The 15191-nt window shown below is 61.9% G+C and carries 15 protein-coding genes and 1 tRNA gene; 2 read left to right on the top strand and 14 right to left on the bottom strand.

From position 1 onward, the window contains the following. Nucleotides 1–19 precede the first annotated feature (19 nt). Nucleotides 20–775: a MerR family transcriptional regulator gene (locus tag ACIOTL_RS14465; RefSeq protein ID WP_286134412.1), complete on the bottom strand. Its 756-nt coding sequence runs from the start codon at nucleotides 773–775 to the stop codon at nucleotides 20–22. A 74-nt stretch (nucleotides 776–849) separates the two neighbouring features. After that, the gene (locus tag ACIOTL_RS14460; protein ID WP_105659058.1) at nucleotides 850–1302 is read right to left on the bottom strand and encodes an FHA domain-containing protein; all 453 of its coding nucleotides are present in this window, start codon (nucleotides 1300–1302) and stop codon (nucleotides 850–852) included. Nucleotides 1303–1569: 267 nt separating this feature from the next. Here ACIOTL_RS14460 and ACIOTL_RS14455 point away from each other — a divergent pair, with 267 nt between their 5' ends. Continuing rightward, nucleotides 1570–1932 carry a DUF488 domain-containing protein gene (locus tag ACIOTL_RS14455; RefSeq protein WP_133834491.1) on the top strand — a complete coding sequence of 121 codons (363 nt, stop codon included), beginning with the start codon at nucleotides 1570–1572 and terminating at the stop codon, nucleotides 1930–1932. A 236-nt stretch (nucleotides 1933–2168) separates the two neighbouring features. On the opposite strand, the gene ACIOTL_RS14450 is transcribed toward ACIOTL_RS14455, so the two are convergent. Both ACIOTL_RS14450 and ACIOTL_RS14445 read right to left on the bottom strand, forming a co-directional pair. Next, complete coding sequence (locus ACIOTL_RS14450) at nucleotides 2169–4058, bottom strand: FAD-binding monooxygenase (RefSeq protein WP_105662555.1); 1890 nt, start codon at nucleotides 4056–4058, stop codon at nucleotides 2169–2171. A gap of 211 nt (nucleotides 4059–4269) precedes the next feature. Further along, on the bottom strand, nucleotides 4270–4581 hold the full coding sequence (locus tag ACIOTL_RS14445) for a hypothetical protein (RefSeq protein ID WP_388025394.1): 312 nt from the start codon (nucleotides 4579–4581) through the stop codon (nucleotides 4270–4272). Between the two features lie 18 nt (nucleotides 4582–4599). Between ACIOTL_RS14445 and ACIOTL_RS14440 the strand changes: the two genes are divergently transcribed. Beyond that, on the top strand, nucleotides 4600–5070 hold the full coding sequence (locus ACIOTL_RS14440) for a hypothetical protein (RefSeq protein ID WP_388025396.1): 471 nt from the start codon (nucleotides 4600–4602) through the stop codon (nucleotides 5068–5070). Here the strand turns inward: ACIOTL_RS14440 and abc-f are convergent. From abc-f to ACIOTL_RS14390, 10 genes are all read right to left on the bottom strand, one after another. Next, nucleotides 5063–6769, bottom strand: coding sequence for a ribosomal protection-like ABC-F family protein (abc-f, locus tag ACIOTL_RS14435; protein WP_332487307.1), 1707 nt, complete (start codon nucleotides 6767–6769; stop codon nucleotides 5063–5065). The two genes, ACIOTL_RS14440 and abc-f, sit on opposite strands and share 8 nt — an antisense overlap. Nucleotides 6770–6978: 209 nt before the next feature. After that, nucleotides 6979–7821 (bottom strand): PhzF family phenazine biosynthesis protein, encoded by an 843-nt coding sequence (locus ACIOTL_RS14430; protein ID WP_400343255.1) that lies wholly within the window; start codon nucleotides 7819–7821, stop codon nucleotides 6979–6981. Nucleotides 7822–7921: 100 nt separating this feature from the next. Next, a tRNA-Pro gene (locus ACIOTL_RS14425) sits at nucleotides 7922–7995 on the bottom strand. 101 nt (nucleotides 7996–8096) lie between these two features. Continuing rightward, nucleotides 8097–9629, bottom strand: coding sequence for a ribosome biogenesis GTPase Der (gene der / locus ACIOTL_RS14420; protein ID WP_105659051.1), 1533 nt, complete (start codon nucleotides 9627–9629; stop codon nucleotides 8097–8099). A gap of 65 nt (nucleotides 9630–9694) precedes the next feature. Then, nucleotides 9695–10390, bottom strand: coding sequence for a (d)CMP kinase (cmk, locus tag ACIOTL_RS14415; RefSeq protein ID WP_105659050.1), 696 nt, complete (start codon nucleotides 10388–10390; stop codon nucleotides 9695–9697). Beyond that, entirely contained in the window at nucleotides 10372–11472 is a 1101-nt protein-coding gene (locus tag ACIOTL_RS14410; RefSeq protein WP_133834497.1) for a prephenate dehydrogenase, read from the bottom strand. The genes cmk and ACIOTL_RS14410 overlap by 19 nt, the downstream gene beginning before the upstream one ends. A gap of 3 nt (nucleotides 11473–11475) precedes the next feature. Continuing rightward, entirely contained in the window at nucleotides 11476–12543 is a 1068-nt protein-coding gene (locus ACIOTL_RS14405) for a pseudouridine synthase (protein ID WP_400343253.1), read from the bottom strand. A gap of 101 nt (nucleotides 12544–12644) precedes the next feature. Further along, the gene (gene scpB, locus ACIOTL_RS14400; RefSeq protein ID WP_105659047.1) at nucleotides 12645–13235 is read right to left on the bottom strand and encodes an SMC-Scp complex subunit ScpB; all 591 of its coding nucleotides are present in this window, start codon (nucleotides 13233–13235) and stop codon (nucleotides 12645–12647) included. Then, nucleotides 13228–14130, bottom strand: a complete 903-nt coding sequence (locus tag ACIOTL_RS14395; RefSeq protein ID WP_105659046.1) for a ScpA family protein — start codon at nucleotides 14128–14130, stop codon at nucleotides 13228–13230. Before ACIOTL_RS14395 ends, scpB begins: the two co-directional genes overlap by 8 nt. Then, nucleotides 14130–15026 (bottom strand): ParA family protein, encoded by an 897-nt coding sequence (locus ACIOTL_RS14390; RefSeq protein WP_013348536.1) that lies wholly within the window; start codon nucleotides 15024–15026, stop codon nucleotides 14130–14132. Before ACIOTL_RS14390 ends, ACIOTL_RS14395 begins: the two co-directional genes overlap by 1 nt. Nucleotides 15027–15191 lie beyond the last annotated feature (165 nt).

Here is a 15191-nt window from a genome sequence, read left to right as displayed (position 1 = left end):
TTGCCTGTTCGAATTCAGCCTAGCGATCCAGTTGGGAAATAGCACGTTGCACCAGGGCCTCGTGAATTTCCAGGCACTGGCGCGAGATTTCCTGGGCCTCTTCCGCAGCGCGGGCACGAGCGGAGACTTCAGGCTTCTTCAGTTCGTTGCCGACAATCGATTCAATCAGCGAGAACTCGCGATCAGCTGCGGTACGGAACTGCCGCAGGTGGCGAGGTTCAACGCCATGGCCCGCCAGCTGAACGGCCGATTTGGTGACCTTGATGCTGTTGGCGTCGAACAGGCCAGCAACCGGTTCGATCAAGCCGAACTTTATCAATTCGCCAACGAGCTCCTCGCTGGCACCGGTCAGCCCCTGCAGTTCAGCCAAGGACACCGAACGGGTTTTGCGCTCCACGGCCTCAGCCATGTCATCGTTGACCGCCTGGGGCGCCACCGGGGCTCCCCCAGGCAATGCTGCTGGCGCTTCACCGCGATCCACCGAGTCGAGATGGTCCTTGATGACCTTCAACGGCAGGTACTGGTCGCGCTGAACCGAAAGGATGAAACGCAAGCGGCTCACATCCGACGCGGAGTACTTTCGATATCCAGCGGAGGTACGTTGCGGGATGATCAGTCCCTTGTCTTCCAGGAAGCGGATCTTGGACGCAGTGACACGTGGGAACTCATCCTTGAGTTCCGAGAGCACCTCGCCGATATTCAGCGCGGCCTGCCGGAAGGTCTCGTGGCGTTGAGCCTCGAGACGTGGGCTGCGGGCTGCGTCAAAGATCGGCAAAGGGTCTACACCTCGGATGTATGGATATGTCGGCGTGCCAGACGCCGGCGGACAAAACCTCGAACTCTACTAGTTTAAAGGTTCGGAACGCTTTGGTAGAAATTCAGGCGGAATTTGCCGATCTGAACCTGAACACCAGTGCTCAACGGGATCTCGTCGATACGGTCGCCGTTGATGTAGGTACCATTCAGCGATCCGATGTCGCTGAGCGTGAACCTCGCGTCCGTTCGGGAGAACTTGGCATGCCGACGCGAAACGGTCACATCGTCCAGGAAGATATCCGCGTTTGGATGGCGGCCTGCGATGCTCTCGTCGGTGTCCAGCAAGAAGCGTGCGCCCTTGTTTGGTCCGGAATGGGCAATCAGCAGCGCAGAACCAGCTGGCAGGGCGTTAACTGCGTTTTTCTCATCCTCACTCAGGGTGTAGATGACCGAAGGTTCAGCACCCTTGTGCACCGCAGGAAGAGCGATATTGGTCGTCTCAGAGGCAGACTCGTTGTGCGGGTCAACCGGCCGATGTTCCGACATTATGGGGTCCTCCAGAAAATTCTGTTAACAGTTCGTGCGTGACGACCTTGAGTTCTGTGTTGGCACAGTCAGTAATACCAAACTATTTACAGATTAGCCTACTCACTGCCCAACTGATAACAGAAAAGTACATATTTTCCGCTGCAAGGGATTGCCAGTGTGGCAAGATGCCAAGAGAGACGATGATGCCTTGGCAGCCCCTGCACTTCGATCCTTTCCCACAGATGGAGGCGATGCAATGAGAATTCAGGAACTTTCAGGTGAATCATGACGAAGATACTTCTCAAACGCGCGTATACCGCGCCCAGCGTCGAGGACGGCTACAGGATCCTGGTTGACAGGCTCTGGCCGCGCGGGAAGAGCAAGGCTGCCCTTCAGCTGGATCACTGGGCCAAGGCCTTGGCACCGAGCACCGGGCTTCGCAAAGGCTGGGATCACGATGCCGACCGCTTTGGCGAATTTGCGCAGCACTATCGCGCCGAGCTAGATCAGAACCCCGCTGTCGATGGCTTTCTGGAAGTACTGGACCAGCATCCCGTGGTCACTTTGGTCTACGGAGCAAAAAATGAGCAGGCTAATCATGCTGTGGTGTTGCGTGACTATCTGCTCGATCAGCTCTCTGGTCCGTAGGCGGCACGAAGCACACGCCGTCGGCACACACCATATCCGAATCGACCACCTGCTGAAGGTCAAAGCTGAATTCCTGGCTCACCGTGGCACCTTTCATCGAAGTCCTGTCCCTTGGTGGTTCAACCACGTTGCGCCGAAAAATATTCCGCACTTCCACGCGACGCCCTGCGCAGGGAAACCGATGGCACCGCGAGATACTCGCGGTGCCATCGGTGATATGTGGAGCGAGGGCGCTACTAGTTCTGCTCCAGCAGGATCGGCTCGAAGAAACGGGCCAGCTCGTTGGCCGCATCCAATGGCAGGATGCTGGCAACATACATATCCGGACGGACGATCACGATCGCGCCATCGCGGGAGATCTGGCGCTCCTCGAAGATGTCCGAGCCGTCCAATGCGGTGTAGACCTTCTCGTAATCCATCAGGCCGAACACGCCGGTGTCCGGACGGAACACCTTCGGCGCGTCATTCACGTTCATCGTGGTGTAGTCCTGCTGGTAGACCACCTTGACATCGAACAGCGCGTCGGCGTCGGCACCCTTCGGCGTGAAGCGAACCAGTGGCGAGCGCTCATTCTCCAGCAGCCAACTCGACAAGGCGGCAATTTTCTGGGACTCTCCCACCGGCTGCTGATCAGCAAAGACGTAGATGCGGTAGCGGCCGTCGGCACGATGGTGGTGGCCCAGGTGCGTTGGGTTGGCATCGGCCAAGCGCATGACTTCCGAAGAGCGGAAGCGCTTGCCCACGGGGAATCCGGCGGCCAGCTCCTGGTGCTCCTTGCCGGCGACCAGCGCAGATGCCGCGTACTCGGTCATGAAGCCGGCAGGGAATTCGGCCGTGCGTACATAGAACTCGGCAACGCCTTCTTGGCCTTCAAGCTCCTTCGCAGTAGCAGCCATGATGGAGGACCACTTCTTGTCGAAGTCGATCAGGTCCTTGGCGATCACCTTGCGCTCGTCCGAGTAGGTGCGCAGCAGGCTTTCCGGAGCTTGGCCCGAGAGCACATAGCCGATCTTCCAGGCCAGGTTGAACCCGTCCTGCATGGAGACGTTCATGCCTTGGCCGGCCTTGGCCGAGTGGGTGTGGCAGGCGTCGCCGGTAATGAACACGCGCGGCTCACGGGTACCGATCTCTTCAACCGGCACATCATCGAAGCGGTCAGCCAGCCGGTGGCCTACTTCGTAGACGCTGTGCCACGCGACGTCCTTGACCTCGAGGGTATAGGGATTCAAAATCGCCTTGGCGCGCTCGATGATTTCTTCCAGCGGAGTCTCGCGGACCTTGCCGTTATCCCCTTCCGGAACTTCACCCAGGTCGACGTAGAGGCGGAAGAGCTGCCCGCCTTCGCGCGGAATCAGCAGGATCGAACCAGCCTTGGAATGGATGGCGCACTTGGTGCGCACATCCGGGAAGTTGGTCAGGCCCAGGGTGTCCATGACGCCCCAAGCGTGATTGGCCTTGTCACCGGAGAGCTTCGCGCCGATCGAGCGGCGGACATTGCTTCTGGCCCCATCGGAACCGACCACGTACTTGGCACGCACTACACGCTCAATGCCGTCATTGCTCTCGCCGCAGCCGATCAGGGTGACCTTCACCGGGTACTCTTCGCCGTCTTCAACGACCAGTTCCTTGAAGTCCCACCCGTAGTCCGGGACGGTGCGAGCTGGGGAGTTCGCCGCGAAATCAGCGAAATAGTCGATAACGCGCGCCTGGTTGACCACGAGGTGCGGGAATTCGCTGACGCCGGTTGGATCATCGGCGGTGCGGTCGGTGCGGATGATCTGATCCGGGTTCTGCGGATCAGGGTTCCAGAAGGTGGTTTCCTTGATGATGTAGGCCTCGGCGGTGATGCGCTCGGCAAAACCGAAAGCCTGGAACGTCTCCACCGTGCGTGACTGGATCCCGTCGGCCTGGCCGATTTCCAGGCGGCCGGGCCGTCGGTCGATGATGCGGGTGTGCACATCAGGGAACTGGGAAAGCTGGGCGGCGGTGATGATGCCTGCGGGACCGGCACCGACGATCAGCACATCCATGACATCGGGCATCTCCATGGGACGGTTTATGCCCACGCCAGCCGCTGGCTGCACCCGTGGATCGGCTGAAATGTATCCGTTGTGGTGAAACTGCACCGTTTCATCCCCCAATTCCCTGTGATGACCTCAGTCAATAAATATGATGTTCGATATTAGAACTGCATGATCTTTTATCGCACACTAATCATATACAATCTGTGAGCTCAGGCACAAGTTCACGCACGCTGCGCCGGCCACCCTAAGCCGCAGATGGGCAGAAGCCCCGGCGCAATAACCTCGCGCCGGGGCCCATCACTGATGCCAGCTGCTACCGATGCTCCCACTCGGGTCCGGCATACTCCAGCATCTGCTCTTCATTAAGTTGCGAACACCCATAGGCTCCGTGCACCGCGTTGAACTTCCCGCCAATCTCCAAGTCGCGCGAGGACGAGATATCTCCGACCAGCCACGGCTTCCATTTGGTGGCCGACAGATAGGGGCGGATGATGCTGGCCGTGGCAGCGCAATCCGCGGCAAATCGCAGGATCGCCGATGGTTCCCGATCCGCTCCCTCGCGAATGATGGCCAGGACCAGGCAGCACCGGTCTTGCGCGAGGCCCTGGGCCTGGCCCAACTTCACGATTCGCGCACCGAGCTAGTGCCTTATCCGCTGATCGTGCCAGCCCCGAATTCGCCGCATGCCGGTCAGCAGCGCATCAAAATGCGTGATGTCCTGGTCGATCAGGCGGATGAGCAGTTGGGCGATGCCATGGCGCAGTCATTGGCCCATCGGGCCAGCCTGGTCGGCGAATTGCGGGCCTTGGGCGGTGCCGTAGCCCGGGTTCCGGCCCACGCCACCGCCTGGGGGTCGCGGCATCAAGAAGTGCTGGCAGCTACCTGGATCCACCCGTTGGGCATCGCCGAGCAGGACCAGTCGTTCGCTGCCCTGCAGGTTCTGGGCACCGGCGCGTACGGCGCCTACTCTTCGGACGTTCGCCGTTCGGCTGCCGAGCTCGCCTGGCCTGGGCAGACCGGAACCCGGCTGCGTGCCCTGTCCGAGAGAACTGACCCGCAGCACCTGTTTGATGGCGGACTGAACTTGAGAAGCCAGAACTCCAGCGCTACCTGATCAGCTCGACGCGTCCTGCTTCCACCCCGAGCCGATGCACCACCGAATGCTCGCGCATTTTCTGCTGCCAGCGCCGGTCGTGGCTGACCGTGACCACGGCGCCCGGATATTCCGCCAGCGCTGACTCCAGCTGCTCCACCAAGGCCGGTGAGAGATGGTTCGTCGGCTCGTCCAGGAACAGCATCTGCGCTTTGGTGCTGACCGCAATAGCCAGTTCCAGGCGGCGGCGCTGGCCTACCGAAAGCGCCATGGGGTGCCGCAGGAAATCCTGCGGCGAAAACAGGCCCAGCTGGGCCAGGGACGCACCGGCGTCCTGGACATACTGGCCGGTGGCCGCGGCGAAGGCTTCAACCAGGGTGCTGCCAGGAAAAATTCCGACTTCCTGGCGGAGCCAACCGCAGTGCAAGTTGGCAGCGCGCTCGATCTTCCCCTCGGCGCATTCCAGTTCTCCGGCGAGCATTTTGAGCAATGTGGATTTGCCAGCACCATTGGGGCCGGTGACTAGCCAGCGCTCGCCGAGCTTGATGTCGAAGCGTGGCGTGGACAGTTTCGGATCCGAGCCGCGCCAGGCGTTCATCACCTGCAGCAAGGTTTCGCCACCAGCCTGGTCCTGGGTGCTGCCGGGCATCAAGAACGACAGCTCAGCAGCCGGCTCGGGTGCCCGGTGGGTTTCGAGGTCTTCGATTCGGGATTTTGCCTGGCGGATCTTGGAGGTCGACCCATGGCTGGAATCGCGGGCCCGGAAATTTCCATGTCCAAAACTGGATTTCTCCTGCTTGCGCGGAATGGCGCTGACGCGTGAAGCATACTTATCAACCAAGTTCTGTGAACGCTCAAGCTCCTGCACCCAATTTTCGTAGGCGACGCGGATCGCGATGCGCTCCTGCTCCTTGGCATGCAGATAACCGTCATAGCCATTGCCGTAATGCGCGACCGACCCGTCGGCAACCTCAACGATGGATCGGGCAAAACGCTTGAGGAACATCCGGTCATGGCTGATCAGCACCAGCGCACCGCGATGCTTATCCAGGGTGCGCTCCAGCCAGTTCATGGCCGCCTCGTCCAGGTCGTTCGTTGGTTCATCGAGCAGGAGCAATTGCGCACCCGAACACAGGACACAGGCCAGCGACAGCCGGGATCGCTGCCCACCGGAAAGTTGGGACACAAGGCGCTGGCGATCCAGATCTCCTAGGCCCAGCTGCTCCAAGGCGCTATCCAGGCGCGGAGCCAGCGAATAGCCGTCGGCCGCCTCATACAGGTCGGTAACCTGCTGCAGCTGCTTCATCAAACGTTCGGCGACAGGTTCTGGAGCATCTTCGAGCTTGGCCGAGACGACGCGCATCAAGCCTTCCAGTTCACGGAAGCGCCGATGATAGGAATCGATCACCTGTTGCACGCTCATGTTCGCAGCGAAGCTCGGGTTCTGCGCAGCGTAGGCAACGGCACCGGGCGCGTTCATCTTCCGCTGCCCGTGGTCGGGTTCGAGATTCCCTGCAATCACGCGCATCAGCGTGGATTTTCCCGAACCGTTATCGCCAAGTACTGCGATGCGGTCGGTACCGGAAATTGCAAGGTCGATGCCGGTCAGCACATCCCGTTCGCCGAAACTGACTGCGATGCCTTGCAATGAGCATACGTAGTCCGGTTCGGTTTCGCGCTCATGCTGGGAAGACTGGTGGATATTTTGGGACTGGGTCATGGGAGTTTCCTGCCTAGCACCGGTTCGCCGAGTAATCAGGGCCGGTGCGGTGCTGGTGGTTGGCGGGCACCACAAAGGTGCAATGAATATGGCGTCAGCGGAGCGAAGCTCGACACTGGTTACCGCCTAGAGGAAATGGACTCCATGAATTAACGTTCCCACCATTCAAGGCTAAGCCCAAGCCATCACAACAGGCAAGGTTTTGCGCACTACAGCTCGATGATGCCCTCAATCAGGACGTTCGCGGCCCCGCCAACCCAAAGCTGGCCGTCGGCCAAGTCCAGATGCACATGCCCATCGCGTCCGACTTTCGCACCCTGCCGGTTGACCAGTGGCGCGGTGGCGTGCCCGGTGGCCATCAGCCATTGCGTGGCCGCTCCATTCAGGCTTCCGGTGACCGGATCCTCGCGCAAGCCCCCGTTTTCGATGGCCAGAGCTCGGACTTCGAATTTTTCCGGTGCCGACGACTGCGGCAGTGCGCCGAAGACCCCGATTTTCCAGCGTCCCGGCCTATTGGGGATCCGCGGTGCGATGTCCAAAACCTGCTGCGAGTTTTCCAGCAGCACCGCGGCCCACCCCGGCCCGTTGTCCGTCCACTGCGAATCCACAATCTGCTCGGGCTCAATGCCCAGGATCTGGATCATTTCCGTCAGTTCGTGCGGCGCAATTGCACCGGTTCGAACAGCCGGCGGCGAAGCAAAGGAAAGCGTTTCACCTTCGATCCTGATCGGTACCAAACCAGCTTCGCACTCGACGACCAGCTGCTTCGGATCCTGCGGCACTCCTCCGGCCTGCAGCCAGGCACGCGCTGTGCCCAAGGCAGGGTGGCCGGCAAATGGGAATTCGCGTTCGCGCGCAAAGATGCGGAAACGGTAGTCGGCCCGCTCATCGCTGGCCGGCAGTACGTAGGTGACCTCGGAGAGATTGGACCAGAGCGAGTAGTCCTGCATCGACTCGGTATCCAGGCCCTGCCCGTCGAGCACCACGCCTAGCGGGTTGCCCTTGTACGGGGTGGCGCCGAAGACATCGACCTGCTGGAATCTGCGTTGCATTGGACCATCTTCCGGATCTTCGCCGTGGGTGTGGAATTCTGGGGAGGCACGGCAAAACCCCGCCGAGAGAAACTCTCGACGGGGTTTTCCGATTGGATCGTCGGGCTAACAAGATTTGAACTTGCGACCTCCTCACCCCCAGTGAGGCGCGCTACCAAGCTGCGCCATAGCCCGATGCCCTCGCAGCCGTTATCCCCAAGTCGTGAGAACCAAGGGTGCCGTCTGCGAAAAGCTCCTTTATTAGCCTACACCAAGTGAAGGGCTAAATTCGAAATTTAGCGATTGCGTCCGCGGCGCTCGCGGATTCGCATCGAAACCTCGATGGGGCTTCCTTCGAAACCGAAGGTTTCGCGCAGCCGCCGGGTGATGAAGCGGCGGTAGCCTGGATCCAGGAAGCCGGTGGTGAACAGCACGAAGCGCGGCGGACGGGCCGAAGCTTGGGTGCCGAACAGGATGCGTGGCTGCTTGCCGCCGCGCACCGGGTGCGGGTGGGCTGCGACAAGTTCGCCCAGGAAGGCGTTCAGCTTGCCCGTTGGAATGCGCTTGTCCCAGGATTCCAGCGCGGTATTCAGTGCGGGAACGAGCTTGTCCTTGTGCCAGCCGGTCTTCGCCGAGATATTCACGCGCGGTGCCCACTCGATATGGGCAAGGTCGCGCTCGATCTCCTGGTCCAGGTAGTAGCGGCGATCCTCATCCACCTCATCCCACTTGTTGTAGACGATGACCATCGCGCGGCCGGCTTCGATGGCCAGCTGGATGATGCGCACGTCCTGCTCGGAGATGGTTTCATTGGCAGCCAGCAGGATGACGGCGACTTCGGCCTTCTCCAGCGCCGTCTGGGTACGCAACGACGCGTAGTAGTCCGAGCCGACGGCCATGTGCTGGCGGCGGCGGATACCGGCGGTATCCACGAAGCGCCAGACTTCGCCGCCCAGCTCGACAAGTTCGTCCACGGGATCGCGGGTGGTGCCGGCCAGATCGTCGACAACTACGCGCTCGGAGCCGGCCACCTTGTTCAGCAGCGAGGACTTGCCCACATTCGGACGGCCGATCAGCGCAATGCGGCGCGGACCGCCCGATGGGATCATGCCGCCGAAAGCCGAATGGGCCGGCATTTTCTCCATGACAGCGTCCAGCAGGTCGGCGGTGCCGCGGCCGTGCAGGGCCGAGACTGGCCATGGCTGGCCGAATCCCAGTCCCCACAGCGCGGCGGCTTCGGCTTCCTGGTTGAAGTCGTCGACCTTGTTGGCCACTAGGAAGACCGGCTTGCCCTTCTTGCGCAGCATCTTCACCACAGCCTCGTCGGTTGCGGTCGCGCCCACGTGGGAGTCGACCACGAAGAGGATGGCGTCAGCGACGTCGGCGGCAATTTCGGCCTGGTCGGCAACCGAGGCGTGGATGCCCTTGGCATCGTGCTCCCAGCCACCGGTATCGACGATGGTAAATGGGCGTCCCACCCACTCGGCGGAATAGGACACGCGGTCGCGGGTGACGCCCGGGGTATCCTCGACTACCGCTTCGCGGCGGCCCAGGATGCGGTTGACCAAGGTGGACTTGCCGACGTTAGGTCGTCCGATAACAGCCAGGACCGGCGGAATGACAACGTCTTCATCGTCGTCATCGAAGCTATCCAGGCCTGCAAGCAGGGCGGAGTCCTCTTCGTCCAGTTCGTAGTCTTCCAGTCCGCTGAGCAGGGCCTGGGCGCGAACCGCGGCCTCTTCCTCGCTCAGTTCGGCCAGGCGCTCGGCGATATCGTCGTCTCCAACGGGGATGTATTCCTCGTCGTGGGTGGAGTTGTTCTCGCTCATGATTTTCCCTTCACAGCGATCGTAATCTTCATCGGCTCTCGCCGAGGATGGGCACCAGCTTTAGGCTAGTTTTTCGTTGCAGTGCCGACTGCGTCAAGCACTGCGTCGATGGTCTGCTCGAAATCCAGGTCCGAGGAGTCTACGGTCATGACTCCGTCGGCAGCCTGGGTGAAGTTCACCACGGTGGAGTCCTTCGCATCGCGCGCCAGCACCTGGGTAGCCAGCTGCGACTCGTTCTGCGATCCGCCCAGCTGCAGGCCGCGGCGGCGCAGGCGGGCTTCTTCCGATGCGGTCAGCAGGATGCGCGCATCGGCATCCGGGGCGACCACGGTGGTGATGTCGCGGCCTTCGGCCACGATGCGGGTGTTGGCCGCAATGATTTCCTGCTGGCGGCGGACCAGTTCGGCACGCGCGTCCAGGTTGGTGGCAACGGTGGAAACCTGCTCGGAGATGCGTGGTTCGCGGATTGCCGCGGTCACGTCTACACCGCCGATTTCAACCAGTTCAGCATCAGGATCGACCGAGATGGACAGCTTGGCATCGCGCACGGCCTGGGCAATGGCCTCGGCGTTGGACAGATCGGTGCCATCGGCGAGCACCGAGTAGGTGATCGCACGGTACATGGCGCCGGTGTCCAGGTAGGCTGCGCCCAGCTTGCGGGCGACGGCCTTGGAGACCGAGGACTTGCCGGAGCCGCTAGGGCCGTCGATGGCAATAACCAGCTTGTCGTTGTTCAAGGTGCTCACTGGGCTACCTTCCATCCGTTCTTGGTCAATACATCTATCAATTCATCGCGCCGGCCGGGCACGACCGAAACATCCACCATGCCGACCTGATGGCCCGCGGAGTGCTCCATGCGCAAATCCTCGATGTTGATCTGCGCGTCGCCGATTTCGGTCAGCAACTGGGCGATCTGCCCCGGCCGGTCATCGATCACGACGGTGACCAACGCGAACGCCTGCGGCGGTGCGCCGTGCTTGCCCGGAATCCGGGCCTTGCCGGCGTTGCCTTCGGTCATCAGCTGCGAGAGGTCCAGCAGCGCGCCGGGGCCCTGCGGGTTCTGCAGCGTGCTGATCAGCCGGTCCAGATCTTCCTTCATCCCGGTCAGGATCGGCACCAGTGCGGCGGCATTGTGCGAGAAGATCTGGATCCAGAGCTTCTCGTCGCTGGCCGCGATGCGCGTGGTGTCGCGCAGCCCGTTGCCCGCCAAGGCCAGCTGGTGGCTTTCGGCGTTCAGCAGGCGCGAGGCGATCATCGAGCTGGCCGCTTGCGGGAAGTGGCTGATCAGCGCGACGGACTCATCGTGCTCGGCCACGCTCATCCGGTACATGGTCGCACCCAGGTCGATGGCCAGGGATTCGGCGGCTTTGACCCGCGAAGCCTGCGCGCCTTCATGGGCGCAGATGACCCACGGCATGGAGGTGAACAATTCGCCACGGGCCGCGGCCGGTCCGGACTTCTCCCGGCCCGCCATCGGGTGCGTCCCCACATAGCGGGAAGTCTCGGCCTCGCCCAGCCGCTCGTCCGCCAGCACGCCGGCCAGGATCGAGCCCTTGACACTGGCGATGTCCACCACGGCCGCGTTCGGATAGGCCAGCAGCGCGTCGCCCACCAGGGCGGAGGTGACATCCGGTGGAGCACCGATCACGACCAGTTCCGGGGCGATCTGCTGGTGCTCCAGCAGCACCCCGGCGCCAATGTCCTGGGCTACTCCGGCAGCGGTCGGCGAAATATCCGACAGGTAGACGTGCACGCCCTTGGCGCGCAGGCCCAATCCCACCGAGGTGCCCAGCAAGCCGGTGCCGATGACCAGCACCGGGCCTGCAAGGTGAGAAGACGCCATGGGCTACATCCCCACCATGGCCATGAGGTGCCCGACTTCCTGGTTGCCCAGGGAGCGGATGGTGCCCTGCTTCTGGTCGCCCAGCAGCACCGGACCCACGGCAACGCGCACCAGGCGCTGGACCGGGTGGCCTACGGCGTCGAACATGCGGCGCACGATGCGGTTGCGGCCCGAGTGCAGGGTCACCTCGACCATCACGTGCTTCGGGGTGGTGGCGATGATCTTCAGGTCATCGACCTTGATCCAGCCATCTTCGAGCTTGATTCCCTCGCGCAGCTGGTTGCTTACCGCACGCGGCAGCGGGCCGGGGATCTGCACCAGGTAGGTCTTGGGGACTTCGTACTTCGGGTGCTGCAGGCGGTTGGCCAGCTCGCCGTCGTTGGTCAGGATCAAGACGCCTTCGGTCTTGTAGTCCAGTCGGCCAACGTGGAACAAGCGCAGCGAGTGGTGCTCGTTCTTGAAGTAGTCGGCGATGGTGCGGCGGCCCTCCGGGTCATCCATGGTGCACATCACGTGCTTCGGCTTGTTGAAGACGAAGTAGCGGTTTGCCTGGTTCATCTGGATGCGCATGCCATCGACGTGGATGCGGTCCTTGGCTGGATCCACGCGCGAACCCAGCTCGACGACCAGGTTGCCGTTGACCTCGACGCGGCCTTCGAGGATCATCTCCTCGCAGACGCGGCGCGAGGCCACCCCGGCGTTGGCCATGGCCTTCTGCAGGCGGATGCCGTCCTGCTGCTCGCCGTTGATCTCGCGAGCTGCCTGGCTTTCGGCACGAGCCTGGGCGCGGGCGCGCTGGGTCGGGCGCGCATAGTTGGTCGGCACGGAGTTGCCGAAGCGTTCCTTGCCGAAAGCACGCTCGGAGTTCTTGCGCGGTGCTGCGGTGTTGCGCTTGGCCGAATTCGACTTTTCCCCTGGCTTGCCCGAGGCGGACTTGCCATACGGCTTCTCGCCGAATGGCTTCTCGCCGAAGGACTTGCCACCGGTAGTGCCGCGGCCGCCTGCTGGCTTGCCGCCGAAGTTTGAATTGTTGCCGCGATCGTTGCGGCCTGAGGATGGTCCCCTGCTCATGCTTGCCTGTGTCCCTTGCTGTTACGTGTTCGCTGCGCGAGCCCGCCAGTCTTGGGGCTTCACGCGTGGTTGGTCCGTTGTAGCTGCCGGCTGGCAGCTACCTAGTCGTCGTAGGTTGCCGAATCGAGCGATTCGAGGTCGGCCACCCCGGGAAGATACGGGGACAGCGCAGGCAACTCATCAAGCGAGCCCAGTCCCAGTCGTTCCAGGAAGTATTCGGTGGTTTGGTACAGCGTCGCTCCGCCATCCCCAACTTCCGGATACTCCGTGATCAATCCGCGGGTGAGCAGCGTGCGCACCACTGAATCGACGTTGACACCTCGAATCGCCGAAATACGTCCACGCGAGACCGGCTGTCGGTAAGCGATGACAGCCAGGGTTTCTAGGGCGGCCTGTGACAGGCGTGCTGTCTGCCCGTCGAGCACATAACTGGAGACGAAATCGGCGTAATCGGCCCGCGAATAGAAGCGCCACCCGGAGGCGACGCGACGCAGTTCAAATCCGCGCGGGCGATCCTTACTATCATACTCGGTAGCAAGGGTCTCCAAAGCGGCGGCAACCCTGGCGGTGGGGACTTCGAAGATTTCGGCCAAACGCGCCGAAGATACGGGGATATCGGCGACCATCAGCACCGCTTCAAGGCCCGATTCCAGGCCTCCTGGCAGCTGGTCAATGGGTGCAATCTCACTCATGATCCACCTCACCACCACTCCCCTCGTAGTCGTCTTGCACGGCCTGCGCATCGAAACTGGACTCCTGGACCAGCGAGATCAGCAGCGGGCCGAGCGGATCTTCCTGCGCAAAGCTAATGGCTCTCTGCCTGAACATCTCCAACAATGCCAGAAAACGCACGACCACCACCAGCTGCGCATCCGCGTCTGCCACCAGTTCGGTGAATGCCAGCGTGCCGCGGGCTTCGAGCAGGGCGGTGATCGCATCGGCTTCCTCGGCAATGGTGACGTTCGCCCCGTGCAGGTGCCCGATGCCGACCTCTGTTTCCGGTTCCGGCTTCGGCGCCAGCGCCTTGGCCGCCATCGCGGCCAAGGCGTCGGGCCCGATGCTGAACACCAGTTCCGGCAGCAGGGCAGCGAACTGCGGTTCCAGCGAGACTTCGCGGGGATGGCGCGCTCCCTCGATTCCGTAGCGTTCGCCCAAGAACTCGGCGGCCTGCTTGAAGGCCTTGTACTGCAGCAGCCGCGCGAAAAGCAGGTCGCGGGCTTCGAGCAGCTCGAAGTCCTCCTCATCGGCCATTTCGCCGCGCGGCAGCAAGCGGGCCGCCTTCAAATCCAGCAGCGTGGAGGCGACCACGAGGAATTCGGTGGTTTCATCGAGCACCTTCATCCCGTCGCTCCCCTCGGCGGCACTGGTGGCTTGCAGCTCGCGCAGGTAGGCGATGAATTCGTCGGTGACCTCTGCCAACGCGACCTCGGTAATATCCAGCTCGCGTTTGGTAATCAGGTGCAGCAGCACATCAAAGGGCCCGTTGAAATTCTGCAGGGCAAGGCGAAAACCGCCAGCCGATTCCTGCTCAGCTCCTGCTGGCGTGGTGGAATCGGTGGCGGCTTCTTCGCTGAGCGTGGCGCTCATTACGGGGCACCACCACGCCAAATCAGTTCGCGGGCGAGGTTGCGGTAGGCCTCAGCGCCCGGGTGGTTGGCGGCGTAGGAAGTAATCGGTTCGGCGGCCACGTTCGCGTCGGCGAACTTGATGGTGCGCTTGATGACGGTCTCGAAGAGCTTGTCGCCGAAGGCCTCATCCAGCCGGGTGATGACCTCGCGGCTGTGCAGGGTGCGGGCGTCGTACATGGTGGCCACCACGCCGTCCAACTCCAGCACCTGGTTCAGCCGGTCCTTGACCTTGTCGATGGTTTCCATCAGCAATGCCACCGCACGCAGCGCAAAGAACTCTGCGGTCAGCGGGATGATCACGCCATGGGCGGCGGTGAGCGCGTTGATGGTCAGCAGGCCCAGCGATGGCTGGCAGTCGATGAGCACCACATCGTAGTCGTCGATGACATTGCGCAGCGCACGTTCCAGCACCTGCTCGCGGGCGACCTCGTTGACCAGCTGCACCTCGGCTGCGGACAAATCGATGTTGGCTGGCAGCAGATCGATGTTCTCGACGTCGGTCTTCACGATGGCGTCGGTGATCTTCACCTTGCGGTCCATCAGCACGTTGTAGACGGTGATGTCCATTTCATGCGGGTTGGTTCCGAAGCCGGCAGACAGCGCGCCCTGCGGGTCGAAGTCCACCAGCAGCACCTTGCGGCCGTACTCGGCGAGCGCGGCGGCGAGATTGATGGTGGAGGTGGTCTTGCCAACGCCGCCCTTCTGGTTCACCATGGCGATCACGCGTGCCGGGCCGTGCGATGGCAACGGTGCTGGCACGGGGAAATCTGTCAATGGCTTGCCAGTAGGACCCACTGGGCGAGGCTCCTTGAGCATCCCCGCTCCGCGGTGCTTGTTTCCCTGTTCCTCGCTCACGATGGGTAAACCACACTTCCCGTTCGATAAACCTGATTCTTCGAGCTGTAAGCTCTTTTCAAGGTTATCGGTCGAAGCAAAAGATCTTGGTTTTTTGGGTTCTTCCACGGCGAGCCTTTACCTTGAACCTTAGCTCTAATGTTGTATGCGAGCTGAACGCAATCT

This window comes from Glutamicibacter sp. NPDC087673, from assembly GCF_044743255.1.
Classification (GTDB): domain Bacteria; phylum Actinomycetota; class Actinomycetes; order Actinomycetales; family Micrococcaceae; genus Glutamicibacter.
The sequence above is the reverse complement of the archived record's forward strand: the minus strand, read 5'-3'. Positions and strand labels throughout refer to the sequence as shown.

Excerpts from the sequence above, each read along its gene's own strand:
- ACIOTL_RS14460 (WP_105659058.1), bottom strand. The coding sequence starts at position 1,302 with ATGTCGGAACATCGGCCGGTTGACCCGCACAACGAGTCTGCCTCTGAG.
- ACIOTL_RS14405 (WP_400343253.1), bottom strand. The coding sequence starts at position 12,543 with ATGAGCAGGGGACCATCCTCAGGCCGCAACGATCGCGGCAACAATTCA.
- ACIOTL_RS14455 (WP_133834491.1), top strand. The coding sequence starts at position 1,570 with ATGACGAAGATACTTCTCAAACGCGCGTATACCGCGCCCAGCGTCGAG.
- der (WP_105659051.1), bottom strand. The coding sequence starts at position 9,629 with ATGAGCGAGAACAACTCCACCCACGACGAGGAATACATCCCCGTTGGA.
- ACIOTL_RS14410 (WP_133834497.1), bottom strand. The coding sequence starts at position 11,472 with ATGGCGTCTTCTCACCTTGCAGGCCCGGTGCTGGTCATCGGCACCGGC.
- ACIOTL_RS14395 (WP_105659046.1), bottom strand. The coding sequence starts at position 14,130 with ATGAGCGCCACGCTCAGCGAAGAAGCCGCCACCGATTCCACCACGCCA.
- abc-f (WP_332487307.1), bottom strand. The coding sequence starts at position 6,769 with ATGACCCAGTCCCAAAATATCCACCAGTCTTCCCAGCATGAGCGCGAA.
- ACIOTL_RS14430 (WP_400343255.1), bottom strand. The coding sequence starts at position 7,821 with ATGCAACGCAGATTCCAGCAGGTCGATGTCTTCGGCGCCACCCCGTAC.
- cmk (WP_105659050.1), bottom strand. The coding sequence starts at position 10,390 with ATGGAAGGTAGCCCAGTGAGCACCTTGAACAACGACAAGCTGGTTATT.
- scpB (WP_105659047.1), bottom strand. The coding sequence starts at position 13,235 with ATGAGTGAGATTGCACCCATTGACCAGCTGCCAGGAGGCCTGGAATCG.